An 18,281-nucleotide genomic window follows, 5' to 3' on the forward strand; every position below is an offset into this window, starting at 1 on the left:
CCTTAGTTACTTGCGGTCCGCACCGGGGATCCGGCGCGGACGAAGGTGGTCGTCGGTAAGGATTCGCACCGCGGTGTTAGCGGTACGGCGCGTCCAGTTCCAGGTTCTTGGCGATCTGCCGTTCCCAGCGGTCGCCGTTCTCCAGAAGGCGGTCCTTGTCGTAGTAGAGCTCTTCGCGCGTCTCGACCGCGAACTCGATGTTCGGGCCCTCGACAATGGCGTCCACCGGGCAGGCCTCCTGGCACAGGCCGCAGTAGATGCACTTGACCATGTCGATGTCGTAGCGGGTCGTGCGGCGGCTGCCGTCGTCGCGCGGCTCGGCTTCGATGGTGATGGCCTGGGCCGGGCAGATCGCCTCGCAGAGCTTGCAGGCAATGCAGCGCTCTTCCCCGTTGGGATAGCGGCGCAAGGCGTGCTCGCCCCGGAAGCGCGGCGACTGCGGGCCGCGCTCGTGCGGGTACTGCACAGTCGCTTTCGGCTTGACCATGTACTTCATGGCGAGGCCGAAGGCCCCGACGAAGTCCATCAGGGCCGCGCCCCTGACTGCTTGTGAAATTCGCTGCATCATCTCGCGGTTACTTTCTCTTGCAGGCGTAGTCGGTCATGCGCTTGCCCGAGCCTTCCTCGCTGCGGACCAGTTCGCCGCCCTTGGCGAGGCAGGCCTGCCGGGCGCTCTTCAGCGCATCGTAGCTGGCCACGCCGCCCGCGACGGACGGGCCGCCGGCAGAGCTGGCGCAGGCGCCGAGCGTCAGGATCAAGGACATCGCCATCAGCGTCCTCATGCGCCCGCCGGTCCGAAGACCCGCCAGGCCGCGACGATGGCCACGGCCACCAGCGAGGTCGGCAGGAACACCTTCCAGCCCAGGCGCATCAGCTGGTCGTACCGATAGCGCGGCACGATCGCCTTCACGATCCCGAACAGGAAGAAGAAGAAGCAGATCTTCACCACGAACCACATCAGCCCGTAGAAGCTCTGCACCGTCGCCGGCCAGTCGTGCACGAACGGCAGGTCGATCGGGGCCTGCCAGCCGCCGAAGAACATGATCGAGATCAGGGCGCACATCAGCACGATGTTCACCAGCTCGCCGATCATGAAGAGCAGGAAGGGGCTGGACGAGTACTCGACCTGATAGCCGGCCACGAGTTCGGACTCGGCTTCCGGCAGGTCGAAGGGCGGGCGGTTGGTCTCGGCCAGGGCCGAGATGAAGAAGATCACCGCCATCGGGATCATGACCAGGGCCATGGGCAGGTTCTTGAGGCCCCCGCCGAAGACATTCCAGTTCCAGAAGCCGCCGGCCTGGAGCTCGACGATCTTCTGCAGGTTCATGGTGCCGGCCAGTAGGATCACGGTGACGATCACGAAGCCGATCGAGACTTCGTACGAGACCATCTGCGCGGCCGAGCGGAGCGAGCCCAGGAACGGGTACTTCGAGTTCGAAGCCCAGCCGCCCATGATGATGCCATAGACGCCCAGTGACGAGATTGCGAACAGGTACAGCACCCCGACATTGATGTCGGAGACGACCCAGCCCGGCGCGAACGGGATCACCGCCCAGCCGACCAGGGCCAGGACGAAGGTCAGCACCGGCGCGAGCAGGAAGACGAATTTGTCCGCCCCGTCGGGGATGACGATTTCCTTCAGCACGAACTTGATCAGGTCTGCGAAGGACTGCAGCAGGCCGAAGGGGCCGACGACGTTCGGCCCTTTGCGCATCTGCACGCCGGCCCAGATCTTCCGGTCGGCGAGCATGAAGAAGGCCAGCGCCACCAGCAGCGGCAGGACCACCGCCATGATCTGGGCGACGGTGATCAGGGTCCAGCCGCCCGGGGTGGCCCAGAAGGAATTCGCGTCCATGCCCCTACTCCGCCGCGATCTTGGCGGCGCCGGAAGCGACGGCGGCGCACTCGGCCATCGTCACGCTGGCGCGCGCGATGGGGTTGGTCAGGTGGAAGGTCTTCACCGCGCTCTCGAACGGAGCGTCGGCGAGGTCGCCCTTCGCGCCAAGGGCGGCGAAGTCGACCGCCGCGCCGGCGGCGCCGGGGGCGTAGTCGATCTGGCCGAAGGTCGGATGGTCTGCGAAGAGCTTGGCCCGCAGTTGAGCCAAGGTGTCGTAAGGCAGGGTCGCGCCGAGACGGTCCGACAGGGCCCGGAACACCGACCAGTCCTCGCGCGCCTCTCCCTTGGGAAACACAGCGCGGTAGCCAAACTGCACGCGGCCCTCGGTATTGACGTAGATGCCGTCCTTCTCGGTGTAGGCCGCGCCCGGCAGGACCGCGTCCGCCGTGTGCGCCCCGGCGTCGCCGTGGGTGCCCAGATAGACCTTGAAGGCGTCGCTGCCCGCGGCGTCGATCTCATCGGCGCCCAGCAGGAACAGCACGTCCAGCGCGCCCTTCTGCGCCATCTCTTTGGCGCTCTTGCCGCCCTCGCCCGGCGTGAAGCCGAGGTCGAGGCCGCCGACGCGCGAGGCGGCGGTGTGGAGCACGTTCCAGGTCATGCCGAAGCTCTTGGCGACCGCGGCGGCGGCGGCCAGAACCGCCTGACCATCATCGCGCGACAGAGCGCCCGCACCGATGATGATCGCCGGCTTCTTGGCTTCCTTCAGCGCCTTGACGAAGTCGCTCTTCGCTCGGGTCAGACCCGAGAGGGTCGCAGCCCCGGCGCCGAGATAGTCGTACTTGTAGGTAAGATCGGCCTGCTCGCCGATCACGCCGACACGCAGGGCGCCGGCGCCCCAGCGCTTGCGCAGGCGGGCGTTGAACACCGGCGCTTCGAGGCGCGGATTGGTCCCGACCAGCAGGATGACATCGGCCTCTTCGATGCCGGCGATCGTCGAGTTCATCAGCCAGCTCTCGCGCTGGCCGCCGCCCAGGACCATGCCGTCCTGACGGCAGTCGATGTTCGCCGAGCCGAGCGCCGTGAACAGGTCCTTGGCCGCCTTCATCGATTCAGCGTCCTGGACATCTCCGGCGATGACCCCGATGCGATCGCCGCTCGTCGCCTTGACCTTCTGGGCGATCAGCTCGAAGGCCTCGCCCCAGGTCGCCGGCTGCAGGCGGCCGCCCTTGCGGATGAACGGCCGGTCGAGGCGCTGCCGCGCGAGCCCGTCGACGGCGTAGCGCGTCTTGTCGCTGATCCACTCCTCGTTGATCTCTTCGTTCAGGCGCGGCAGCACGCGCAGCACGGCCGGGCCGCGGCTGTCGACGCGGATGGCCGAACCCAGCGCATCCATCACGTCCACGCTCTCGGTCTTCTTCAGCTCCCACGGACGGGCGTTGAAGGCGTATGGCTTGGAGGTGAGCGCGCCGACCGGGCAGAGGTCAATCACGTTGGCCGACAGCTCGGACGCCACGGCCTTGTCGAGATAGGTCGTGATTTCAACGTCTTCGCCACGGGAGATAAGGCCGATTTCCGGCACGCCGGCCACTTCGGTGATGAAGCGGACGCAGCGCGTGCATTGGATGCAGCGGGTCATGACCGTCTTGATCAGCGGACCCATGTGCTTTTCTTCGACGGCCCGCTTGTTCTCGGCGTAGCGGCTGTCATCGCGGCCATAGCCCATGGCCTGGTCCTGGAGGTCGCACTCGCCGCCCTGGTCGCAGATCGGGCAGTCGAGAGGGTGGTTGATGAGCAGGAACTCCATCACCCCTTCGCGAGCCTTCTTCACCATCGGCGTGTTGGTGAAGATCTCCTGGCCTTCGGCCGCCGGCAGTGCGCACGAAGCCTGGGGCTTCGGCGGGCCGGGTTTCACCTCGACCAGACACATGCGGCAGTTGCCGGCGATGCTGAGGCGCTCGTGGTAGCAGAAGCGCGGGATCTCTTCCCCCGCCATTTCCGCCACTTGCAGGACGGTCATGCCGGGTTCGAACTCGACCTCGACGCCGTTGACTTTAGCCTTGGCCATTCGCGGTTACTCCGCCGCCTGCAGGGACGCACCCTGCACATGCGGCCTTCCGGCCCGATATTGAGTGATCCGGTCTTCCACCTCGTGGCGGAAGTGACGGAAGAGGCCCTGAATCGGCCAGGCGGCCGCATCGCCAAGGCCGCAGATGGTGTGGCCCTCGACCTGGCTGGCGACGTCCAGCAGCATGTCGATCTCGCGCATCTCGGCTTCGCCGGTGACCATGCGCTCCATGACCCGCCACATCCAGCCGGTGCCTTCGCGGCATGGCGTGCACTGGCCGCAGCTCTCGTGCTTGTAGAAGTACGACAGGCGCGCGATCGCCTTCACGATGTCGGTGGACTGGTCCATCACGATCACCGCGGCGGTGCCGAGGCCCGACTTCAGCGCCGACAGGCTGTCGAAGTCCATCAGCGCGGTCTCGGCCTCGTGGGCCGGGATCATCCGAACCGACGATCCGCCCGGGATCACGGCCTTCAGATTGCCCCAGCCGCCGCGGATGCCGCCGCAGTGGTCTTCCAGCAGCTGCTTCAGGGGGATGGACATCGCCTCTTCGACGACGCACGGCTTATTCACGTGGCCGGAGATGGCCATCAGCTTGGTGCCGGTGTTGTTCGGCCGCCCGAAGCCCGCGAACCACTCCGCGCCGCGGCGCAGGATCGTGCCGACGACCGAGATCGACTCGACGTTGTTGATGGTGGTCGGGCAGCCGTAGATGCCGGCGCCGGCCGGGAACGGCGGCTTCAGGCGCGGCTGGCCCTTCTTGCCTTCCAGGCTTTCCATCAGGGCGGTCTCGTCGCCGCAGATATAGGCGCCGCCGCCGTGAGTGACGTGCAGGTCGAAATCCCAGCCGTGGACGTTGCCCTTGCCGATTAGCTTGGCCTCGTAGGCCTGGCGGATCGCCGCCTCCAGGCGTTCGCGCTCGTGCACGTATTCGCCGCGGATGTAGATGTAGCAGGTGTGGGCGCGGATCGCGTAGCTCGCGATCAGGCAGCCTTCGATCAGCAGGTGCGGATCATTTCGCATGATCTCGCGGTCCTTGCAGGTGCCCGGCTCGGACTCGTCGGCGTTGACGACCAGATAGTGCGGCCGCTCGCTCTCCTGCTTGGGCATGAAGGTCCACTTCAGGCCGGTGCCGAAGCCCGCGCCGCCGCGGCCGCGCAGACCCGACGCCTTGATCTGGTCGCAGAGCCATTCCGGCGTCTGCTTCAGCATTTCACGGGTGCCGTTCCAGGCCCCACGCGTCTTCGCTCCCTCCAGACCCCAGTCGTGCAGGCCGTAGAGGTTGGTGAAGATGCGGTCCTTGTCCTCGAGAATACCGACCAAGGCCCCTACACTCCCTTGTCCGCGCCGTTGGCGCGCGCGATGGCGTTCATTCCGCTCACTGGGCCGGCTCCTTGGCGCCCTTCGACGGCTTGGGCGCGTTGGGCAGCGACTTGACCGGCTTGGCGCGCGTGCCGTCGTAGAGCGAGGCGTCGCTCAGCGTCAGCGGGCCGCCCTCGGGCGCGGAGCCCTGGCGGCCGATGGCCGAACCGGGCGCCCGCGGCTTGCCGGCGGCGAACTCGTCGAGGATCTCGCCCAGGCTTTCGACCGTGAGGTCCTCGTAGTAGTAGTCGTTGATCGCGGCCATCGGCGCGTTCGAACACGCGCCCAGGCACTCGACTTCCTGCCAATAGAACTTGCCGTCGGCCGACAGGTGATCCTTCGGCCCAAGCCGCTTTTTGCAGTAAGCCATCAGGTCGTTGGCGCCGCGCAGCGCGCAGGGCGTCGTGCCGCAGACCTGAACCAGGGCGTGGCTGCCGACCGGCTCAAGCATGAACATGGTGTAGAAGGTCGCGACCTCCAGCACCCGGATTTGGGCCATGCCCAGCATCTCGGCGACCAGACGGATGGCCGGTTCGCAGACCCAGCCTTCCTGCTTCTGCACCAGCCACAGAATCGGAATGACCGCCGATTGCTGGCGGCCGGCCGGGAACTTGGAGATCCACCACTCCGCCTTCTTCCGGGTCTCCGGAGAGAACTCGAAGCTGGCGGGCTGGTTCGGAGAGAGGCGGCGAACGCTCAAGCGATCCTCACTTCACGAAGTCGACGCGGGCGATCTTGCCGCCGGCGATGGTGTAGATGGCCGCCACCTGGAACGGCGTGGCGTCCGGGCTGCGGAAGACGTCCTCGTGGTCGATCACGACCTGGCCGACCTCGACGCGGTTGATCCGCACGGCCTTGTTCTGCGGGAAGTCGGCGAACAGCTTGGCGTGACGCTCGCGGATCGCGTCGATCCCTTGCGCGAAGACCGCGCCGTTGAAGTCGGCCAGCGCCGCGTCGTCGGCGTAGTAGGCGCAGAAGGCGTCCAGATCCTGGGCGTTGTAGGCGTCCAGTTGCCCGGTGACGACGTCGGCGTTGGAGAGGCCTGGCTGATAGGTCAACGGTCGATCTCCCCGAACACGATGTCGAGGGAGCCGAGGATGGCCGACACGTCGGCCAGCATGTGGCCGCGGTTCAGCCAGTCCATCGCCATCAGGTGCGGGAAGCCCGGCGCGCGGATCTTGCAGCGGTACGGGCGGTTCGAGCCGTCCGACACGAGGAACACGCCGAACTCTCCCTTCGGGGCCTCGACGGCCGCGTAGACCTCGCCTTCCGGCGTGCGGAAGCCCTCGGTGTAGAGCTTGAAGTGGTGGATGAGCGCTTCCATCGAACGCTTCATCTCGCCACGCCGCGGCGGCGCGAACTTGTTGTCCTCAGTCAGCACGGGGCCCGGCGTCTTCTTCAGACGGTCGGCGCACTGGATGATGATCCTGGCGCTCTGCCGCATCTCTTCCATTCGGCAAAGATAGCGGTCGTAGCAGTCGCCGTTGACGCCGAGCGGAATGTCGAACTCGAAGTCGTCGTAGCACTCGTAAGGCTGGCTGCGGCGCAGATCCCAGGCGATGCCGGAGCCACGCACCATCACGCCGGAGAAGCCCCACTCAATGGCGGCTTCACGGCTCACCACGCCGATGTCGACGTTGCGCTGCTTGAAGATGCGGTTGCCGGTGATCAGATTGTCGATGTCGCGCAGCGGCTTCTCGAACGCCACCGCCCAGCCGCGGATGTCGTCGACCAGCGCCTCAGGCAGATCCTGATGCACGCCGCCCGGACGGAAGTAGTTGGCGTGCAGGCGAGCGCCGCAGGCGCGCTCGTAGAACACCATCAACTTCTCGCGCTCTTCGAAGCCCCACAGCGGCGGGGTCAGCGCGCCGACGTCCATGGCCTGCGTCGTGACATTCAGCAGGTGGTTCAGGATCCGGCCGATCTCGGAAAACATCACCCGGACAACCTGGCCGCGGATCGGCACCTCGATGTCCAGCAGCTTCTCGATGGCCAGGCAGAACGCGTGTTCCTGGTTCATCGGCGCCACATAGTCGAGGCGGTCGAAATACGGGACGTTCTGCAGATAGGTCCGGTATTCCATCAGCTTTTCGGTGCCGCGATGCAGCAGACCGATGTGCGGGTCGACCCGTTCGACGACCTCGCCGTCCAGCTCCAGCACCAGGCGCAGCACGCCGTGGGCCGCAGGGTGCTGCGGGCCGAAGTTGATGTTGAACTTGCGGACCGGGGTTTCCGGCAGGGTGACCGGGCTCGAAGCGTCGTCAGCCATCACTTAGCCTCCGCTTTTTCGTCGCCCGGCAGGACGTACTCGGCGCCCTCCCACGGACTCATGAAGTCCCAGTTGCGGAACTCGACCGACTTCACCGGCTCGTACACCACGCGCTTGAGCTCGTCGTCGTAGCGCAGCTCGACATACCCGGTCATCGGGAAGTCCTTGCGCAGCGGATGGCCGTGGAAGCCGTAGTCGGTGAGGATCCGGCGCAGGTCCGGGTGGCCTTCGAAGAAGACCCCGTACATGTCGAACGCCTCGCGCTCGTACCAGTCGGCGCAAGGGAAGACCCCAGTCACAGTCGGGACCGGGGTATCCTCGTCGGTCTGCACCTTGAGCCGCACGCGCGCGTTCCGGGTCATCGACAGCAGGTGGTAGACCACGTCGAACCGCTGGGCGCGGTCCGGATAGTCTACGCCGCAGAGGTCGATCAGCTGGTGAAAACCGAACTGGTCGCGAAGCTGGGTCAAGGCCTCGACGATACGGTTCGCCGGCCCGGTCAGGGTCAGCTCGCCATAGGCCACGTGCGCGCCGGCGATCGCGCCGGTCGACGAGGTCAGGATCTCATTGCCCAGGACTTGCAGAGCGTCTTCGGTGACGGGCCAGCTCATCGCTCGATCGTCCCCGTGCGGCGGATTTTCTTCTGCAGCTGCAGCACGCCGTAGACCAGCGCCTCAGCCGTGGGCGGGCATCCCGGGACATAGATGTCGACCGGCACGATGCGGTCGCAGCCGCGCACCACCGAATAGGAGAAGTAATAGTAGCCGCCGCCATTGGCGCACGAACCCATGGAGATGACGTAGCGCGGCTCAGGCATCTGGTCGTAGACCTTGCGCAGCGCCGGGGCCATCTTGTTGCACAGCGTGCCGGCGACGATCATCACGTCCGACTGGCGCGGGCTCGCACGCGGTGCGAAGCCGTAGCGCTCCAGGTCGTAGCGCGGCATCGAGGCCTGCATCATCTCCACCGCGCAGCAGGCCAAGCCGAACGTCATCCACATGAGCGAGCCGGTGCGCGCCCAGGTGATGAGGTCGTCGGCGGCCGCAGTGATGAAGCCCTTGTCGGCCAGCTCACCGGAAATGCCGTCGAAGAACGGGTCATGGAGCTTGGGGTCGTAGCCTTCGACCGTCGAACGGCCGGCCGAACCCGCGGGAACGATCACTCCCATTCCAGGGCGCCTTTCTTCCATTCGTAGATGAAGCCGACGGTCAGCACGCCCAGGAAGGTCATCATCGACCAGAAGGCGAACTGTCCCAGCTCCTGGGGCAGCTTCATGAGCGACACGGCCCACGGGAACAGGAACGCCACCTCGAGGTCGAAGATGATGAACAGGATCGAGACCAGGTAGAACCTGACGTCGAACTTCATCCGCGCGTCGTCGAAGGCGTTGAAGCCGCACTCGTAGGTGGACAGCTTCTCAGGATCGGGCGCCTGCGGCGAGAGAGTCGCAGAGGCCACGATGAAGGCGAGGCCCAGGACGGTCGCGATCCCAAGGAAGATCACGATGGGCAGATACTGCAAAAGAAAGGCGTTCATGGATTCCTCGAAGGAGTCGCGCGCCCTTCTAGACCAGCATTGCGCAGGGTTCAAACGGCGTGGTGCGACCAGCGGTATCGCAAATGCGCGCAGAGCGCATTGTCTGTGATTTCCGCAGCTTGCGACCGTGAGTCAGGCTCACGGAACTTCGCCAGATGGAACGCTTTTATTGATAATAATTCTCAATACTAAAAATACCCATTCTCCGCCCCATCCAGGCCACAAAGGCCAGGCGCAGGAAAAACGCGGGATGCGACGGTTTATCCACAGCTGAGCGAGATTGGCCGTTGACACGATTCAGGGTCGGTCATATCAGACGCCCCTCGCGGCGACGTCGCCGTCACGCGGATGTAGCTCAGTTGGTTAGAGCGCCGGCCTGTCACGCCGGAGGTCGCGGGTTCGAGCCCCGTCATTCGCGCCACTTCTTCCTTTCCAGACAATCAGATAGCTCAAAACCCGACCATCGGCAGGTTGCTGGCGTTTACGCCGCTATCGGCAGGTTTTCCGCCCCCTCCTCCACAAACCCGCCGATCCTCCGGGCTTGACCATCCCGCGCCCGAAGCGATCTCTTCTGCTCGGGGAGACGAGGGAAACGGGATGCGGGCCTTTCGGACCATCGCGGCGCTGGTCGCCTGGGCAGGGCCGGCCCTGCAATACGTGCTGATGATCCAGGGTCAGCCGCTGGACGAAGCGCTGCGACGGACCGGCAATTTCGTCAGTTACTTCACGATCCTGAGCAATTTCCTGGCGGCGCTGGCCTTCACGGCCCCGCTCGCCGCGCCGCAGAGCGGCCTGGGACGCTTTTTCGCACGGCCCGGCGTGCGCACGGCGGTGACGCTCTACACCACCGTCACCGCGGCGACCTACATCGCCATCCTCCAGCGCCTCTGGAGCCCGCAGGGCGCCCAGTGGGTCGCCGACACCACGCTGCATTATGTGACGCCGGCGCTGATGCTGATCGACTGGCTGGCCTTCACGCCGCGGGGCGCGCTGAGCTGGCGCTCGGTGCTCCCCTGGCTGGCCTTCCCGCTGGGGTTCGGCGTCTACACCATGATCCGCGGGCCGCTGACCGGCTTCTACCCCTACCCGTTCCTCGACGTAACGAGCCTGGGATTCGGGGCGGTGCTGGTCAACATGGCGGCGATGAGCGCGTTCTTCATCGCGCTGGGCCTCGTGTTCGCGCTCATCGACCGCCTGCTGGCGCGGCGGCGCAGCTAGGCCCCGGCGCGCATCGCCTTCAGCGCCCTGGCCCAGCGGACCAGTTCGTCGAGCATGGCCTTGGCCGAGGTCTCGTGCATCTCATTCGGCTTGAAGTTCTTCTCGGCGTCCATGTGCTGAGGAAACATCGGGATCGTCACCTGCTCGGGCAGGGGCATGATCTTGAAATTGGCCATGATCAGCTTCTCGGCCTGGACGGCGCGCAAGCCGCCCGAGACTCCCGCATAGCTGACGAAGCCGGCGACCTTGTCGCGCCACTCGTGCACCAGATAGTTCATCGCGTTCAGCAGCGAAGGCGGCGGGCCGTAATTGTATTCCGGCGTGACGAACACGAATGCGTCGGCCGACTCGACGCTGGCGCTCCAGGCCTTGGTGTGGGCGTGTTCGTACTGGCGCAGGCGCGGGTGGTGCGGCTTGTCGAACACCGGCAGGGCGAAGTCCGCCAGGTCGACCAGCTCGACTTCGAAGCCGCCGTGCGCCTTGGCATAGGCGTCGAACCAGCGGCCGATGGAAAGCCCGACACGCCCGGGACGGGTCGAACAGACAACGACGTTGAGCTTCAGCGACATAGAAATTCTCCAGACTCATCACCTCGCGGCGAGAGCCCCGGCCTAGCGAGGTATGTCCGGCCGCGCGAGTCCGATGCGCCCGAGGCCGACGACGTAGCCACCGGGCGCCTCAAACAGGACCTCACCCCGGCGGGCCGCGCTCGAAGGTCGGCAGGCCCGGCGTCATCTGGTGCCAGGCTGGCGCATCGACCGTCCAGATGTGCATGCCGGGCGACAGGGCGGACGGATCGTCCAGCCCGCCCAGTTTCACGGCCACGAAGGGCAACACCACAGGATCGGAATAGAGCGGCGTGCCGCAGTCGGGACAAAAAGCCCGGGCCACGTCCTGGCCGCTGCCGCCCGGGCTGGCGAAGGCCTTGGGCGCGCCTTTGGTGACCTCGAAGCCGTCGCGCATGACCAAGGCCACGTAGTTTGGCCCGCCGCCGGAACTGTACTGGCACTGGCGGCAATGGCAGACCCCGACGCCCACCGGCGCGCCGGCGATCCGATAGCGCACGGCGCCGCAGGCGCAGCCGCCCTGAAGCTCGCTCATAGTCCCTCCCCCAAAGTCAGCCGACGAGTTCGGCGCTTTTGGTCAGTACGAAGTCTTGCGGGTCGGGCGTCAAGGTGGCGCGCCAGTAGTCGACCAAGGCGAAGGGCCAGTTCTGGGTCACGCGGCCGGCCTCGTTCTTGTACCAGCTGGCGACCTGCGGAGCGCCCCAGGCCATCAGGCGGTTGCCTTCATCCACGCGCGTGTTGAAAGCCTCGTGCACCTCGCGCTTCGGCTCCATGGCCACGGCGCCAGTCTGCGCCAGCAGCTTCAGGCAGCCAAGGATGTAGCGGACGCTGCACTCGGAGAAGAAGATGATCGAGCCGTTGACGACGATGTTGGTGTTCGGCCCGTAAATCATGAAGAGATTCGGGAAGCCCGGCGTGGTCATGCCCAGATAGGCGCGCGGATCGCCGGCCCAGGTCTCGTGCAGGTCGGCGCCGCCGCGCCCGCGGATCTTCATCGGCCACAGGAATTTCGAGGCGTGGAAGCCGGTGCCGTAGATGATGACGTCGAAGTCGCGCGCCTGGCCGTCGGCGGTGACGACGCCGGTCTCGGTGATCTCGGCGATTCCCTCGGTGACCAGCTCGACATTGGGCCGCTGCAGGGCGGCCATCCAGACGCCGTTGTCGAGCAGCGATCGCTTGCCGCCGACCGGATAGGTGGGGATCACCTTCTCCACCAGATCGGGCCGATCCGGCGCCTGGGCCGCAATGGCCATAGCGATCATGTCGCGGAAGCCCTGGTTGAGCTCGCTGACCGCGGTCGAGGGCCCGTTCCAGCCCGGATCGGCGGTGACCATGGGCAGCAGCCCGTCGGTCACCATCCAGAACATCCAGAACCGGTACCATTTGTCGTAAAACGGCACATGCTCCATGAGCCAGTTCATCCCGGCCGGCACGTCCTCGTGATAGTGCGCCACCGGGAAGCCCCACGGCGGGGTGCGCTGGAAGACGGTCAGACGGCCGACCTTGCCGGCGATCTCCGGCACGAATTGATAGGCGCTGGCGCCCGTGCCGATCACCGCAACCCGCTTGCCGGTCAGGTCGACGTCGTGGCGCCATTCGGCCGAGTGGAAGGCCGGGCCGGCGAACCGCTCGCGCCCCGTGATCTGGGGATAGCGCGGGCGATTGAGCTGGCCGACGGCGGTGATGACCGCATTAACCTCGACCTGCTGGGGTCCCTCGGGGGTTTGCAGCTTCACCTTCCAGACCGCGCGGCGCTCGTCCCAGGCCATCTCCTCGACGGTCACGCCGAAGCGGATGTGCTTCCTGAGGTCGTGCCGGGCGGCGACGTCCTGGAAGTAGTTCAGCAGCACCGGCTGGGTGGAAAAGTGCTGGGGCCAGAAGTGGTTGGGCTCGAAGCTGTAGGAGTACATGTGATTGGAGGAGTCCACCCGGCAGCCGGGATAGGTGTTCTCCAGCCAGGTGCCTCCCACATCGGTGTTCTTCTCCACCACCTCGAAAGGTACGCCGGCCTGCTCCAGACGGATGGCCGCCAGCAGGCCCGACATCCCCGCCCCGATCACCAGCGTATGAAGGCGGCGCGCGACGGTCTTCAGCTCGGGCGACCAGTCGGGATCCTTGGAGGAATGGCCGTCGAGGGCCAGTTCGTCGGTCAGGAACTCGCCATAGCCGTCGGGAATGTCGGCGCCGGCGACGAAGCCCATCATCTCGCGGACCAGATCGGGGCCCGGCGTTGCGGCCATCGGGACATTGCCGGTCAGGTAGTCGGTGATCGCGGCCTTGGCGGCGGCGCGCATCCGGGCCTGCTCGACCTCCGGCACGCCGGTTTCGCCCTTCGACAGCGGCGTATAGGTCGGCCGCCATTCGGGCCGCAGCCAGGACCGGTCGCCGGTCAGATGCACCAGGGCCGCGGAGAGCGAGGGCAGATGCGCCGTCTCCAACGCCTGGTCGAGAGGCCCGAGGTCCACCTGGCCCGCCATGTCTCGTCTCCGCCCTGAATTATCTCGTCGTTTTCAGGTGAGACTACGCCTCTGAGATTCCAGGAAAAGGGCGCCGTCGCGGAAGGGACTTGCAGGCTGGGGCCGGAGCTGCGAACGCGCGCGCGGCGGCGGCGCCCGCCCTTCTCCCCTTGTGGGAGAAGGAAGGGGCCGTGGTGTCATCCGAAGATCAGGCGGCAATGGGTCCCGGTCTTCGGCTGCGCCGAAGCCGGGATGTCACCTGGCTTGTGCGATCCGCTCCCAAGAGGAACTAGCGGGCGTGCAGCCGCACGGGCAGGGTTTCGTAGCCTTTCACGAAGCTGGAGCGGACGCGGCGCGGCTCGCCCATCACCTCAACGAACGAGAAGCGCTTCAGGATCTCCTCCCAGACGATCTTCAGCTGGAGTTCGGCCAAGCGGTTGCCGACGCAGCGGTGGATGCCGAAGCCGAAGGACAGGTGCTGGCGCGGGCGCTCGCGGTCGATGATGAAGCGGTTCGGCTCGGCGATGACGTCGTCGTCGCGGTTGCCCGAGACGTACCACATGACGACCTTGTCGCCCTTCTTGATGGTCTTGCCGCCGACCTCGACATCCTCCAACGCCGTGCGTCGCATATGGGCGAGCGGGGTCTGCCAGCGGATGATCTCGGACACCATGGAGGGGATCAGAGCCGGATTGGCCCGCAGCTTGCCGTATTGATCCGGGTTCTGGTTCAGAGCCAGCACGCCGCCGCTGATCGAGTTCCGGGTAGTGTCGTTGCCGCCGACGATCAGCAGGATGACGTTCCCGAGATACTCGTCAGGGGTCATGTTCCGCGTCGCCTCGCCATGGGCCAGCATGGAGATCAGGTCGCCCGCCGGCGGGGCGTTGACGCGCTGGTTCCAAAGCTCGGTGAAACTGGCCAGGCATTCCATCAGCTCGGCCTGTTTGGCGTCTTCGGTCTCGACCAGGCCGCCCGGCATCGGGATGGCGGTGGCCACGTCCGACCAGTGGGTCAGTTCGCGCCGCCGCTCGAATGGATAGTCGAACAGGGTGGCCAGCATCTGGGTGGTCAGCTCGATCGACACGGCGTCGACCCAGTCGAAGGTCTCGCCGACGGGCAGCGCGTCGAGGATGCGGCCGGCGCGCTCGCGGATCAGCGGCTCCAGCACCTGGAGGTTGGCGGGCGAGACCACCGGGCTGACGGTCTTGCGCTGCACGTCGTGCCTCGGCGGGTCCATGGCGATGAAGCTGGGCCGGCGCAGGTCCGGCCGCACGTCGCGGATGGTGATGCCCCCGAGGGCGGCCGCCGACGAGAACACCTGGTGATTGGTGTCGACCGCCATGATGTCGTTGTAGCGGGTCACCGACCAGTAGGGGCCGAACTCGCTGTCCCTGCACCAGTGCACCGGGTCCTCGCGGCGCAGGCGCTCGAAGAACGGCCAGTGCGTGTCGGTGCGGAACAGCTCGGGGTCGCCGGGATGGAACTCGTCCAGCGGCATGGAATAGGCGCGCGCCCGCGCCTCGTCGGCCAGTTTCATGGCGCCGTCAGCCATAGCGCGATCTCCCTCGTGATCGGCGCCTGACCCGGGCGGAACCGCCGTCGCCGACGCCGTTTGAAGGGATCAAAACCCAATCCGGCGCGGGCGACAATAAGCCTTTGAATCCAAACTAAGTTCGGTTCTGGCCGGTGCGCTTGCCCGGGGCGACGGCGACGCCGCGCCTGGCCAGGGCCTCGCGCAGCAGCATCTCGACCTGCGCATTGGTGCTGCGCAGTTCGGCGGCGGCCAGCCGCTCGATCGCGTCCAGCAGGTCGGGCGTGACCCGCATCAGGAACGCGCGCTTGCCGGGACTGGCCAAGGATCAGCCGTAGAGCGTGCCGGTGTTGACCACGGGCTGGGCCTCGCGGTCGGCGCACAGCACGACCAGCAGGTTGGAGACCATGGCCGCCCGGCGCTCGTCGTCGAGCACCACGACCTCGCGCTCGGCCAGTTGCGACAAGGCGCCCTCGACCATGCGCACCGCTCCGGCGACGATCTTCTCGCGCGCCGCCAGCACCGCCTCGGCCTGCTGGCGCTTCAGCATCGCCCCGGCGATCTCGGGCGCATAGGCCAGGTGCATCAGGTGCGCCTCGTCGATCCGCACGCCCGCCACCGCGATCCGGGCCTGGAGATCCTCGCGCAGGCGTTCGCCGACGATCTCTGCGTCGGTGCGCAGGGTCGGCTCGTCCTCTTCGCCATGGTCGTAGGCGTACTGACGCGCTACTTCGCGCAGGCCGGTCTCGATCTGGATGTTCACGAAGGAGGCGTAGTCGTCCACGTCGAACAGGGCCTGGGCCGTGTCCGACACCCGCCACACCACGTTGGCGGCGATCTCGATCGGGTTGCCGCGCTTGTCGTTCACCTTGAGCATCTCGCTCGTGACGTTGCGCACCCGCAGCGAGATCTTCCTGCGCATGTACCAGGGCCAGACCCACCGCAGGCCGGTCTTTCGGTCTGTGCCGACATAGGAGCCGAACAGGGTGACGGCCGCGGCCTGGTTCGGTTGCAGCGAATAGAGACCGGTGATCGTGAGAACCCCGGCGGCGATCATCAGGCCGCCGAGCCCGCCAAGAAGCCCGCCGACCTGGGCGGCGGCGACGCCAAGGCCCAGCAGGGCCAGGGCCACAAGCAGCATCAGCCCGCCGTCGCCGGTCGCCGCCGGCCGCTCGACGGTTTGCGATATCTTCTGGGTGTCGCTCATGGCGCGCCTCCGAAAATCCGATTTCAAAGTGATATCACTTTTCGGAATCCGGACAAGGTCAGCTTTGCGCCAGGCCCTTCCAGGCGCGGTAGATGGCCGGATCGCCCATGGGGGTGTGACGAACGTCCAGGGCCTGGGCCTCGAGCGGCTTGGTCATCTCGACGTAGACCGCGGCGGTGGAGAGGCCGAAGGGCTCGCCCTGGGCGTTGGAATAGGCGAAGCGGGCGGCGGCGACGCCGGTCATGTGCATCGCGGCCAGGCACATCGGGCACGGCTGGCCGCTGGCGTAGACGACGCAGCCGTCGAGACGCGGGGTTCCCAGGACCTGGGCGGCCTTTCGCATGGCGGTAAGCTCGGCGTGGGCGGTGGGATCGCCGGTCGCGCCGATCTCGTTGACGCCGGTGGCGATCACCTGGCCGCCCTTGACCACCACGGCTCCGAACGGTCGCCCGCCCGCCTCGCGGACATTGGCGTCGGCGAGCGCGACGGCCTGGCTCAGATAGTCTTCGTCGGTCACCGGAGGCTCTCCTGGGCGGTTCGGATACGGTCGAGCGTGGCGGCGTCCAGGGTCATGCCCGACGTGGCGAGGTTTTCCAGCAGGTGCGCCATGCGCGTGGCGCCGACCACGGCGGCGGCGACATTGGCGTCGGCGAGCACATAGGCGAGCGCGGCCTGGGAGGCGCTCATGTCCGGCAGCGCGCGCAGGAAGGCGAAGCGGCGGCCACGGGCCAGGTCGGCGCGGTGGTTCTTCAGGGCGCGCAGGGCGTACCAGACGTCGCGCGGCGCGCGCAGGCGCAGGCCCGCGATGTGGCCCATGGCCAGCGGCATGCCGGCCAGGACCCCCTTCCCCTGCCCGGCCGCCCGGGCGATCAGGGGCGCCCGCTCCGGCCGCAGGACGTTGTAGTCCACCATCACGACGTCGAAGACCGGCAGGGCGGCGATGTGGTCGATCACCGCCGGATCGAAGCTGTTGGCGCCCAGCGCGCGGACCAGGCCCCGGCGCTTCAGACCCTCGAGCATCGACAGCATTTCGTCGTTCAGCTCGGCCGCCGCCGGGCCGTGCAGCTGCAGCAGCGGCAAGGCGTCAAGGGCAAGGTTCTTCAGGCTGCGGACGACGCTGGCCTCGATGGACGCCGGGCGGAAGTCGCGCTGGACGCGTCGGCCGTCGTGGAAGGTGCCGGCCTTGGTGGCGATGACCAGGGCGTCGGTCGATCGGCCCTTCAGCGCCCGGCCCAGGCGCGGCTCGGCCTGCCCGCCCGAATAGGCCGCGCCGGTGTCGAATAGGGTGACGCCGTGGTCGAGCGCGGCGTGCACAAGCCCCAGGGCGGAGCGCTCGTCGAACGCCCTCTGCCCCCACCAACTGGCGCAGCCGAAGCCGATCTCGGAAACGGAGAAGCCGGTACGGCCGAGGGCGCGGTGGAGCATGGGTCAGAGCCGCTTCTTGGCGAAGGCGCGGCCAGACGCCGTCTTCAGATAGCGTTCGAACTCCACCGCCCGCTGTTCGTCGCTGAAGGCGAAATAGCTCTTCACGCGCCAGGGCGCGAATTTCGACGTGTGAGGGACTTCGCCTGCGTTATGGCGATGCAGGCGGACCCTTAGATCGGCGGTCAAGCCGACATAGAAGCGCTGCGGCTCGGCGATCGATTCCAGGATGTAGACGTACTTCATAGATCTTTGGCCTTGCAGCCTTCGCCCTGGAGAGGGCTTGCCGAGCCGTAGCCGTGGAACGGGTCGTGGAAACCTTCAAGCCCAGAAGCCCGCCTTCGCTGCGCTTCGGCGCGGCAGCCTTCGCCCTGGAGAGGGCTTGCCGAGCCGTAGCCCGTGGAACGGGCGAAGGCTGGTGGGCGGCGAGGGGTTCGAACCCCCGACCCCCTGGGTGTAAACCAGGTGCTCTGACCAGCTGAGCTAGCCGCCCTCATAGAATGCAAAAGGGCGACCTCCCTGGTCGGGAGGCCGCCCTTTGAACCTTGTACCGCAGGGCGGTCCTTAGTTCAGCGAGCTCTTCAGGCCTTCGCCGACGCGGAAGCGCGCCGTCTTCGAAGCCGGACGGCTCACCGTCTCGCCCGTGCGCGGGTTGCGCGCGGTGCCGGCGGCGCGGGTCACCGGGACGAAGCTGCCGAAACCGACGAGTCGGACTTCCTGCCCCGCCTTCAGCGACGCCGTGACGCTGTCGATGAACGCTTCCAGAGCGTCTTTCGCCTGCGCCTTGTTGAGGCCCGCCTTGTCGGCGATCG

Annotated in this window: 22 protein-coding genes and 2 tRNA genes; 2 read left to right on the forward strand and 22 right to left on the reverse strand. The window is 66.8% G+C overall.

What is annotated here, in order from left to right; genetic code table 11:
- Positions 1 to 76: 76 nt before the first annotated feature.
- Genes nuoI through ACE3T2_RS19235 form a run of 11 tightly spaced genes read right to left on the reverse strand, consistent with a single transcriptional unit; the run spans position 77 to position 9,069 of the window.
- Complete coding sequence (gene nuoI, locus ACE3T2_RS19185) at positions 77 to 568, reverse strand: NADH-quinone oxidoreductase subunit NuoI (protein WP_374660314.1); 492 nt, start codon at positions 566 to 568, stop codon at positions 77 to 79.
- 7 nt (positions 569 to 575) lie between these two features.
- Positions 576 to 770 carry a hypothetical protein gene (locus ACE3T2_RS19190; protein ID WP_374660316.1) on the reverse strand — a complete coding sequence of 65 codons (195 nt, stop codon included), beginning with the start codon at positions 768 to 770 and terminating at the stop codon, positions 576 to 578.
- An 8-nt stretch (positions 771 to 778) separates the two neighbouring features.
- On the reverse strand, positions 779 to 1,855 hold the full coding sequence (gene nuoH / locus ACE3T2_RS19195) for an NADH-quinone oxidoreductase subunit NuoH (protein ID WP_374660318.1): 1,077 nt from the start codon (positions 1,853 to 1,855) through the stop codon (positions 779 to 781).
- A 4-nt stretch (positions 1,856 to 1,859) separates the two neighbouring features.
- Positions 1,860 to 3,902: an NADH-quinone oxidoreductase subunit NuoG gene (nuoG, locus tag ACE3T2_RS19200; RefSeq protein WP_374660320.1), complete on the reverse strand. Its 2,043-nt coding sequence runs from the start codon at positions 3,900 to 3,902 to the stop codon at positions 1,860 to 1,862.
- A gap of 6 nt (positions 3,903 to 3,908) precedes the next feature.
- Entirely contained in the window at positions 3,909 to 5,225 is a 1,317-nt protein-coding gene (nuoF, locus tag ACE3T2_RS19205) for an NADH-quinone oxidoreductase subunit NuoF (protein WP_374660322.1), read from the reverse strand.
- 55 nt (positions 5,226 to 5,280) lie between these two features.
- Positions 5,281 to 5,964: an NADH-quinone oxidoreductase subunit NuoE gene (gene nuoE / locus ACE3T2_RS19210; RefSeq protein ID WP_374660324.1), complete on the reverse strand. Its 684-nt coding sequence runs from the start codon at positions 5,962 to 5,964 to the stop codon at positions 5,281 to 5,283.
- A gap of 7 nt (positions 5,965 to 5,971) precedes the next feature.
- On the reverse strand, positions 5,972 to 6,322 hold the full coding sequence (locus ACE3T2_RS19215) for a nuclear transport factor 2 family protein (RefSeq protein WP_374660326.1): 351 nt from the start codon (positions 6,320 to 6,322) through the stop codon (positions 5,972 to 5,974).
- Positions 6,319 to 7,533, reverse strand: coding sequence for an NADH-quinone oxidoreductase subunit D (locus tag ACE3T2_RS19220; protein WP_374660328.1), 1,215 nt, complete (start codon positions 7,531 to 7,533; stop codon positions 6,319 to 6,321). Before ACE3T2_RS19220 ends, ACE3T2_RS19215 begins: the two co-directional genes overlap by 4 nt.
- Positions 7,533 to 8,144 (reverse strand): NADH-quinone oxidoreductase subunit C, encoded by a 612-nt coding sequence (locus ACE3T2_RS19225; protein WP_374660330.1) that lies wholly within the window; start codon positions 8,142 to 8,144, stop codon positions 7,533 to 7,535. The genes ACE3T2_RS19220 and ACE3T2_RS19225 overlap by 1 nt, the downstream gene beginning before the upstream one ends.
- Entirely contained in the window at positions 8,141 to 8,722 is a 582-nt protein-coding gene (locus tag ACE3T2_RS19230; protein WP_374660332.1) for an NADH-quinone oxidoreductase subunit B family protein, read from the reverse strand. The genes ACE3T2_RS19225 and ACE3T2_RS19230 overlap by 4 nt, the downstream gene beginning before the upstream one ends.
- Positions 8,692 to 9,069: an NADH-quinone oxidoreductase subunit A gene (locus ACE3T2_RS19235; RefSeq protein WP_374532734.1), complete on the reverse strand. Its 378-nt coding sequence runs from the start codon at positions 9,067 to 9,069 to the stop codon at positions 8,692 to 8,694. Before ACE3T2_RS19235 ends, ACE3T2_RS19230 begins: the two co-directional genes overlap by 31 nt.
- 344 nt (positions 9,070 to 9,413) lie before the next feature.
- Here ACE3T2_RS19235 and ACE3T2_RS19240 point away from each other — a divergent pair.
- Together ACE3T2_RS19240 and ACE3T2_RS19245 are read left to right on the forward strand one after the other, a co-directional pair.
- Positions 9,414 to 9,490, forward strand: a tRNA-Asp gene (locus ACE3T2_RS19240).
- Between the two features lie 176 nt (positions 9,491 to 9,666).
- On the forward strand, positions 9,667 to 10,287 hold the full coding sequence (locus tag ACE3T2_RS19245) for a Pr6Pr family membrane protein (RefSeq protein ID WP_374660334.1): 621 nt from the start codon (positions 9,667 to 9,669) through the stop codon (positions 10,285 to 10,287).
- Here ACE3T2_RS19245 and ACE3T2_RS19250 read toward each other — a convergent pair.
- The 11 genes from ACE3T2_RS19250 to ACE3T2_RS19300 all read right to left on the reverse strand — a co-directional run bounded on the left by ACE3T2_RS19250 (position 10,284) and on the right by ACE3T2_RS19300 (position 18,279).
- Positions 10,284 to 10,856 (reverse strand): NADPH-dependent FMN reductase, encoded by a 573-nt coding sequence (locus tag ACE3T2_RS19250; RefSeq protein ID WP_374660336.1) that lies wholly within the window; start codon positions 10,854 to 10,856, stop codon positions 10,284 to 10,286. The genes ACE3T2_RS19245 and ACE3T2_RS19250 overlap by 4 nt on opposite strands.
- A 121-nt stretch (positions 10,857 to 10,977) precedes the next feature.
- Positions 10,978 to 11,388, reverse strand: coding sequence for a GFA family protein (locus ACE3T2_RS19255; RefSeq protein ID WP_374660338.1), 411 nt, complete (start codon positions 11,386 to 11,388; stop codon positions 10,978 to 10,980).
- A 16-nt stretch (positions 11,389 to 11,404) separates the two neighbouring features.
- Positions 11,405 to 13,330, reverse strand: a complete 1,926-nt coding sequence (locus ACE3T2_RS19260) for a flavin-containing monooxygenase (protein ID WP_374660340.1) — start codon at positions 13,328 to 13,330, stop codon at positions 11,405 to 11,407.
- A 268-nt stretch (positions 13,331 to 13,598) separates the two neighbouring features.
- Positions 13,599 to 14,861: a cytochrome P450 gene (locus ACE3T2_RS19265; protein ID WP_374660342.1), complete on the reverse strand. Its 1,263-nt coding sequence runs from the start codon at positions 14,859 to 14,861 to the stop codon at positions 13,599 to 13,601.
- Positions 14,862 to 14,976: 115 nt separating this feature from the next.
- Entirely contained in the window at positions 14,977 to 15,165 is a 189-nt protein-coding gene (locus ACE3T2_RS19270) for a hypothetical protein (protein WP_374660344.1), read from the reverse strand.
- A 3-nt stretch (positions 15,166 to 15,168) separates the two neighbouring features.
- On the reverse strand, positions 15,169 to 16,047 hold the full coding sequence (locus tag ACE3T2_RS19275; protein ID WP_374660346.1) for an SPFH domain-containing protein: 879 nt from the start codon (positions 16,045 to 16,047) through the stop codon (positions 15,169 to 15,171).
- Between the two features lie 58 nt (positions 16,048 to 16,105).
- On the reverse strand, positions 16,106 to 16,564 hold the full coding sequence (locus tag ACE3T2_RS19280; RefSeq protein ID WP_374660348.1) for a nucleoside deaminase: 459 nt from the start codon (positions 16,562 to 16,564) through the stop codon (positions 16,106 to 16,108).
- Positions 16,561 to 17,472, reverse strand: a complete 912-nt coding sequence (locus ACE3T2_RS19285; RefSeq protein WP_374660350.1) for an aldo/keto reductase — start codon at positions 17,470 to 17,472, stop codon at positions 16,561 to 16,563. The genes ACE3T2_RS19280 and ACE3T2_RS19285 overlap by 4 nt, the downstream gene beginning before the upstream one ends.
- A 3-nt stretch (positions 17,473 to 17,475) precedes the next feature.
- Positions 17,476 to 17,715 (reverse strand): GIY-YIG nuclease family protein, encoded by a 240-nt coding sequence (locus tag ACE3T2_RS19290; protein ID WP_374660352.1) that lies wholly within the window; start codon positions 17,713 to 17,715, stop codon positions 17,476 to 17,478.
- 170 nt (positions 17,716 to 17,885) lie between these two features.
- Positions 17,886 to 17,962 (reverse strand) — tRNA-Val (locus tag ACE3T2_RS19295).
- Between the two features lie 71 nt (positions 17,963 to 18,033).
- A complete protein-coding gene (locus tag ACE3T2_RS19300; RefSeq protein ID WP_374578112.1) occupies positions 18,034 to 18,279 on the reverse strand; it encodes an HU family DNA-binding protein in 246 nt (81 codons plus the stop codon).
- Between the last annotated feature and the right edge of the window lie 2 nt (positions 18,280 to 18,281).

The sequence above is a fragment of the Phenylobacterium sp. genome, assembly GCF_041919955.1.
Taxonomy (GTDB): domain Bacteria; phylum Pseudomonadota; class Alphaproteobacteria; order Caulobacterales; family Caulobacteraceae; genus Phenylobacterium.

Coding starts and splice junctions, on each gene's coding strand:
- nuoI (WP_374660314.1), bottom strand. CDS start 568: ATGATGCAGCGAATTTCACAAGCAGTCAGGGGCGCGGCCCTGATGGAC.
- ACE3T2_RS19190 (WP_374660316.1), bottom strand. CDS start 770: ATGGCGATGTCCTTGATCCTGACGCTCGGCGCCTGCGCCAGCTCTGCC.
- nuoH (WP_374660318.1), bottom strand. CDS start 1,855: ATGGACGCGAATTCCTTCTGGGCCACCCCGGGCGGCTGGACCCTGATC.
- nuoG (WP_374660320.1), bottom strand. CDS start 3,902: ATGGCCAAGGCTAAAGTCAACGGCGTCGAGGTCGAGTTCGAACCCGGC.
- ACE3T2_RS19220 (WP_374660328.1), bottom strand. CDS start 7,533: ATGGCTGACGACGCTTCGAGCCCGGTCACCCTGCCGGAAACCCCGGTC.
- ACE3T2_RS19225 (WP_374660330.1), bottom strand. CDS start 8,144: ATGAGCTGGCCCGTCACCGAAGACGCTCTGCAAGTCCTGGGCAATGAG.
- ACE3T2_RS19230 (WP_374660332.1), bottom strand. CDS start 8,722: ATGGAAGAAAGGCGCCCTGGAATGGGAGTGATCGTTCCCGCGGGTTCG.
- ACE3T2_RS19235 (WP_374532734.1), bottom strand. CDS start 9,069: ATGAACGCCTTTCTTTTGCAGTATCTGCCCATCGTGATCTTCCTTGGG.
- ACE3T2_RS19245 (WP_374660334.1), top strand. CDS start 9,667: ATGCGGGCCTTTCGGACCATCGCGGCGCTGGTCGCCTGGGCAGGGCCG.
- ACE3T2_RS19250 (WP_374660336.1), bottom strand. CDS start 10,856: ATGTCGCTGAAGCTCAACGTCGTTGTCTGTTCGACCCGTCCCGGGCGT.
- ACE3T2_RS19255 (WP_374660338.1), bottom strand. CDS start 11,388: ATGAGCGAGCTTCAGGGCGGCTGCGCCTGCGGCGCCGTGCGCTATCGG.
- ACE3T2_RS19260 (WP_374660340.1), bottom strand. CDS start 13,330: ATGGCGGGCCAGGTGGACCTCGGGCCTCTCGACCAGGCGTTGGAGACG.
- ACE3T2_RS19265 (WP_374660342.1), bottom strand. CDS start 14,861: ATGGCTGACGGCGCCATGAAACTGGCCGACGAGGCGCGGGCGCGCGCC.
- ACE3T2_RS19275 (WP_374660346.1), bottom strand. CDS start 16,047: ATGAGCGACACCCAGAAGATATCGCAAACCGTCGAGCGGCCGGCGGCG.
- ACE3T2_RS19285 (WP_374660350.1), bottom strand. CDS start 17,472: ATGCTCCACCGCGCCCTCGGCCGTACCGGCTTCTCCGTTTCCGAGATC.
- ACE3T2_RS19290 (WP_374660352.1), bottom strand. CDS start 17,715: ATGAAGTACGTCTACATCCTGGAATCGATCGCCGAGCCGCAGCGCTTC.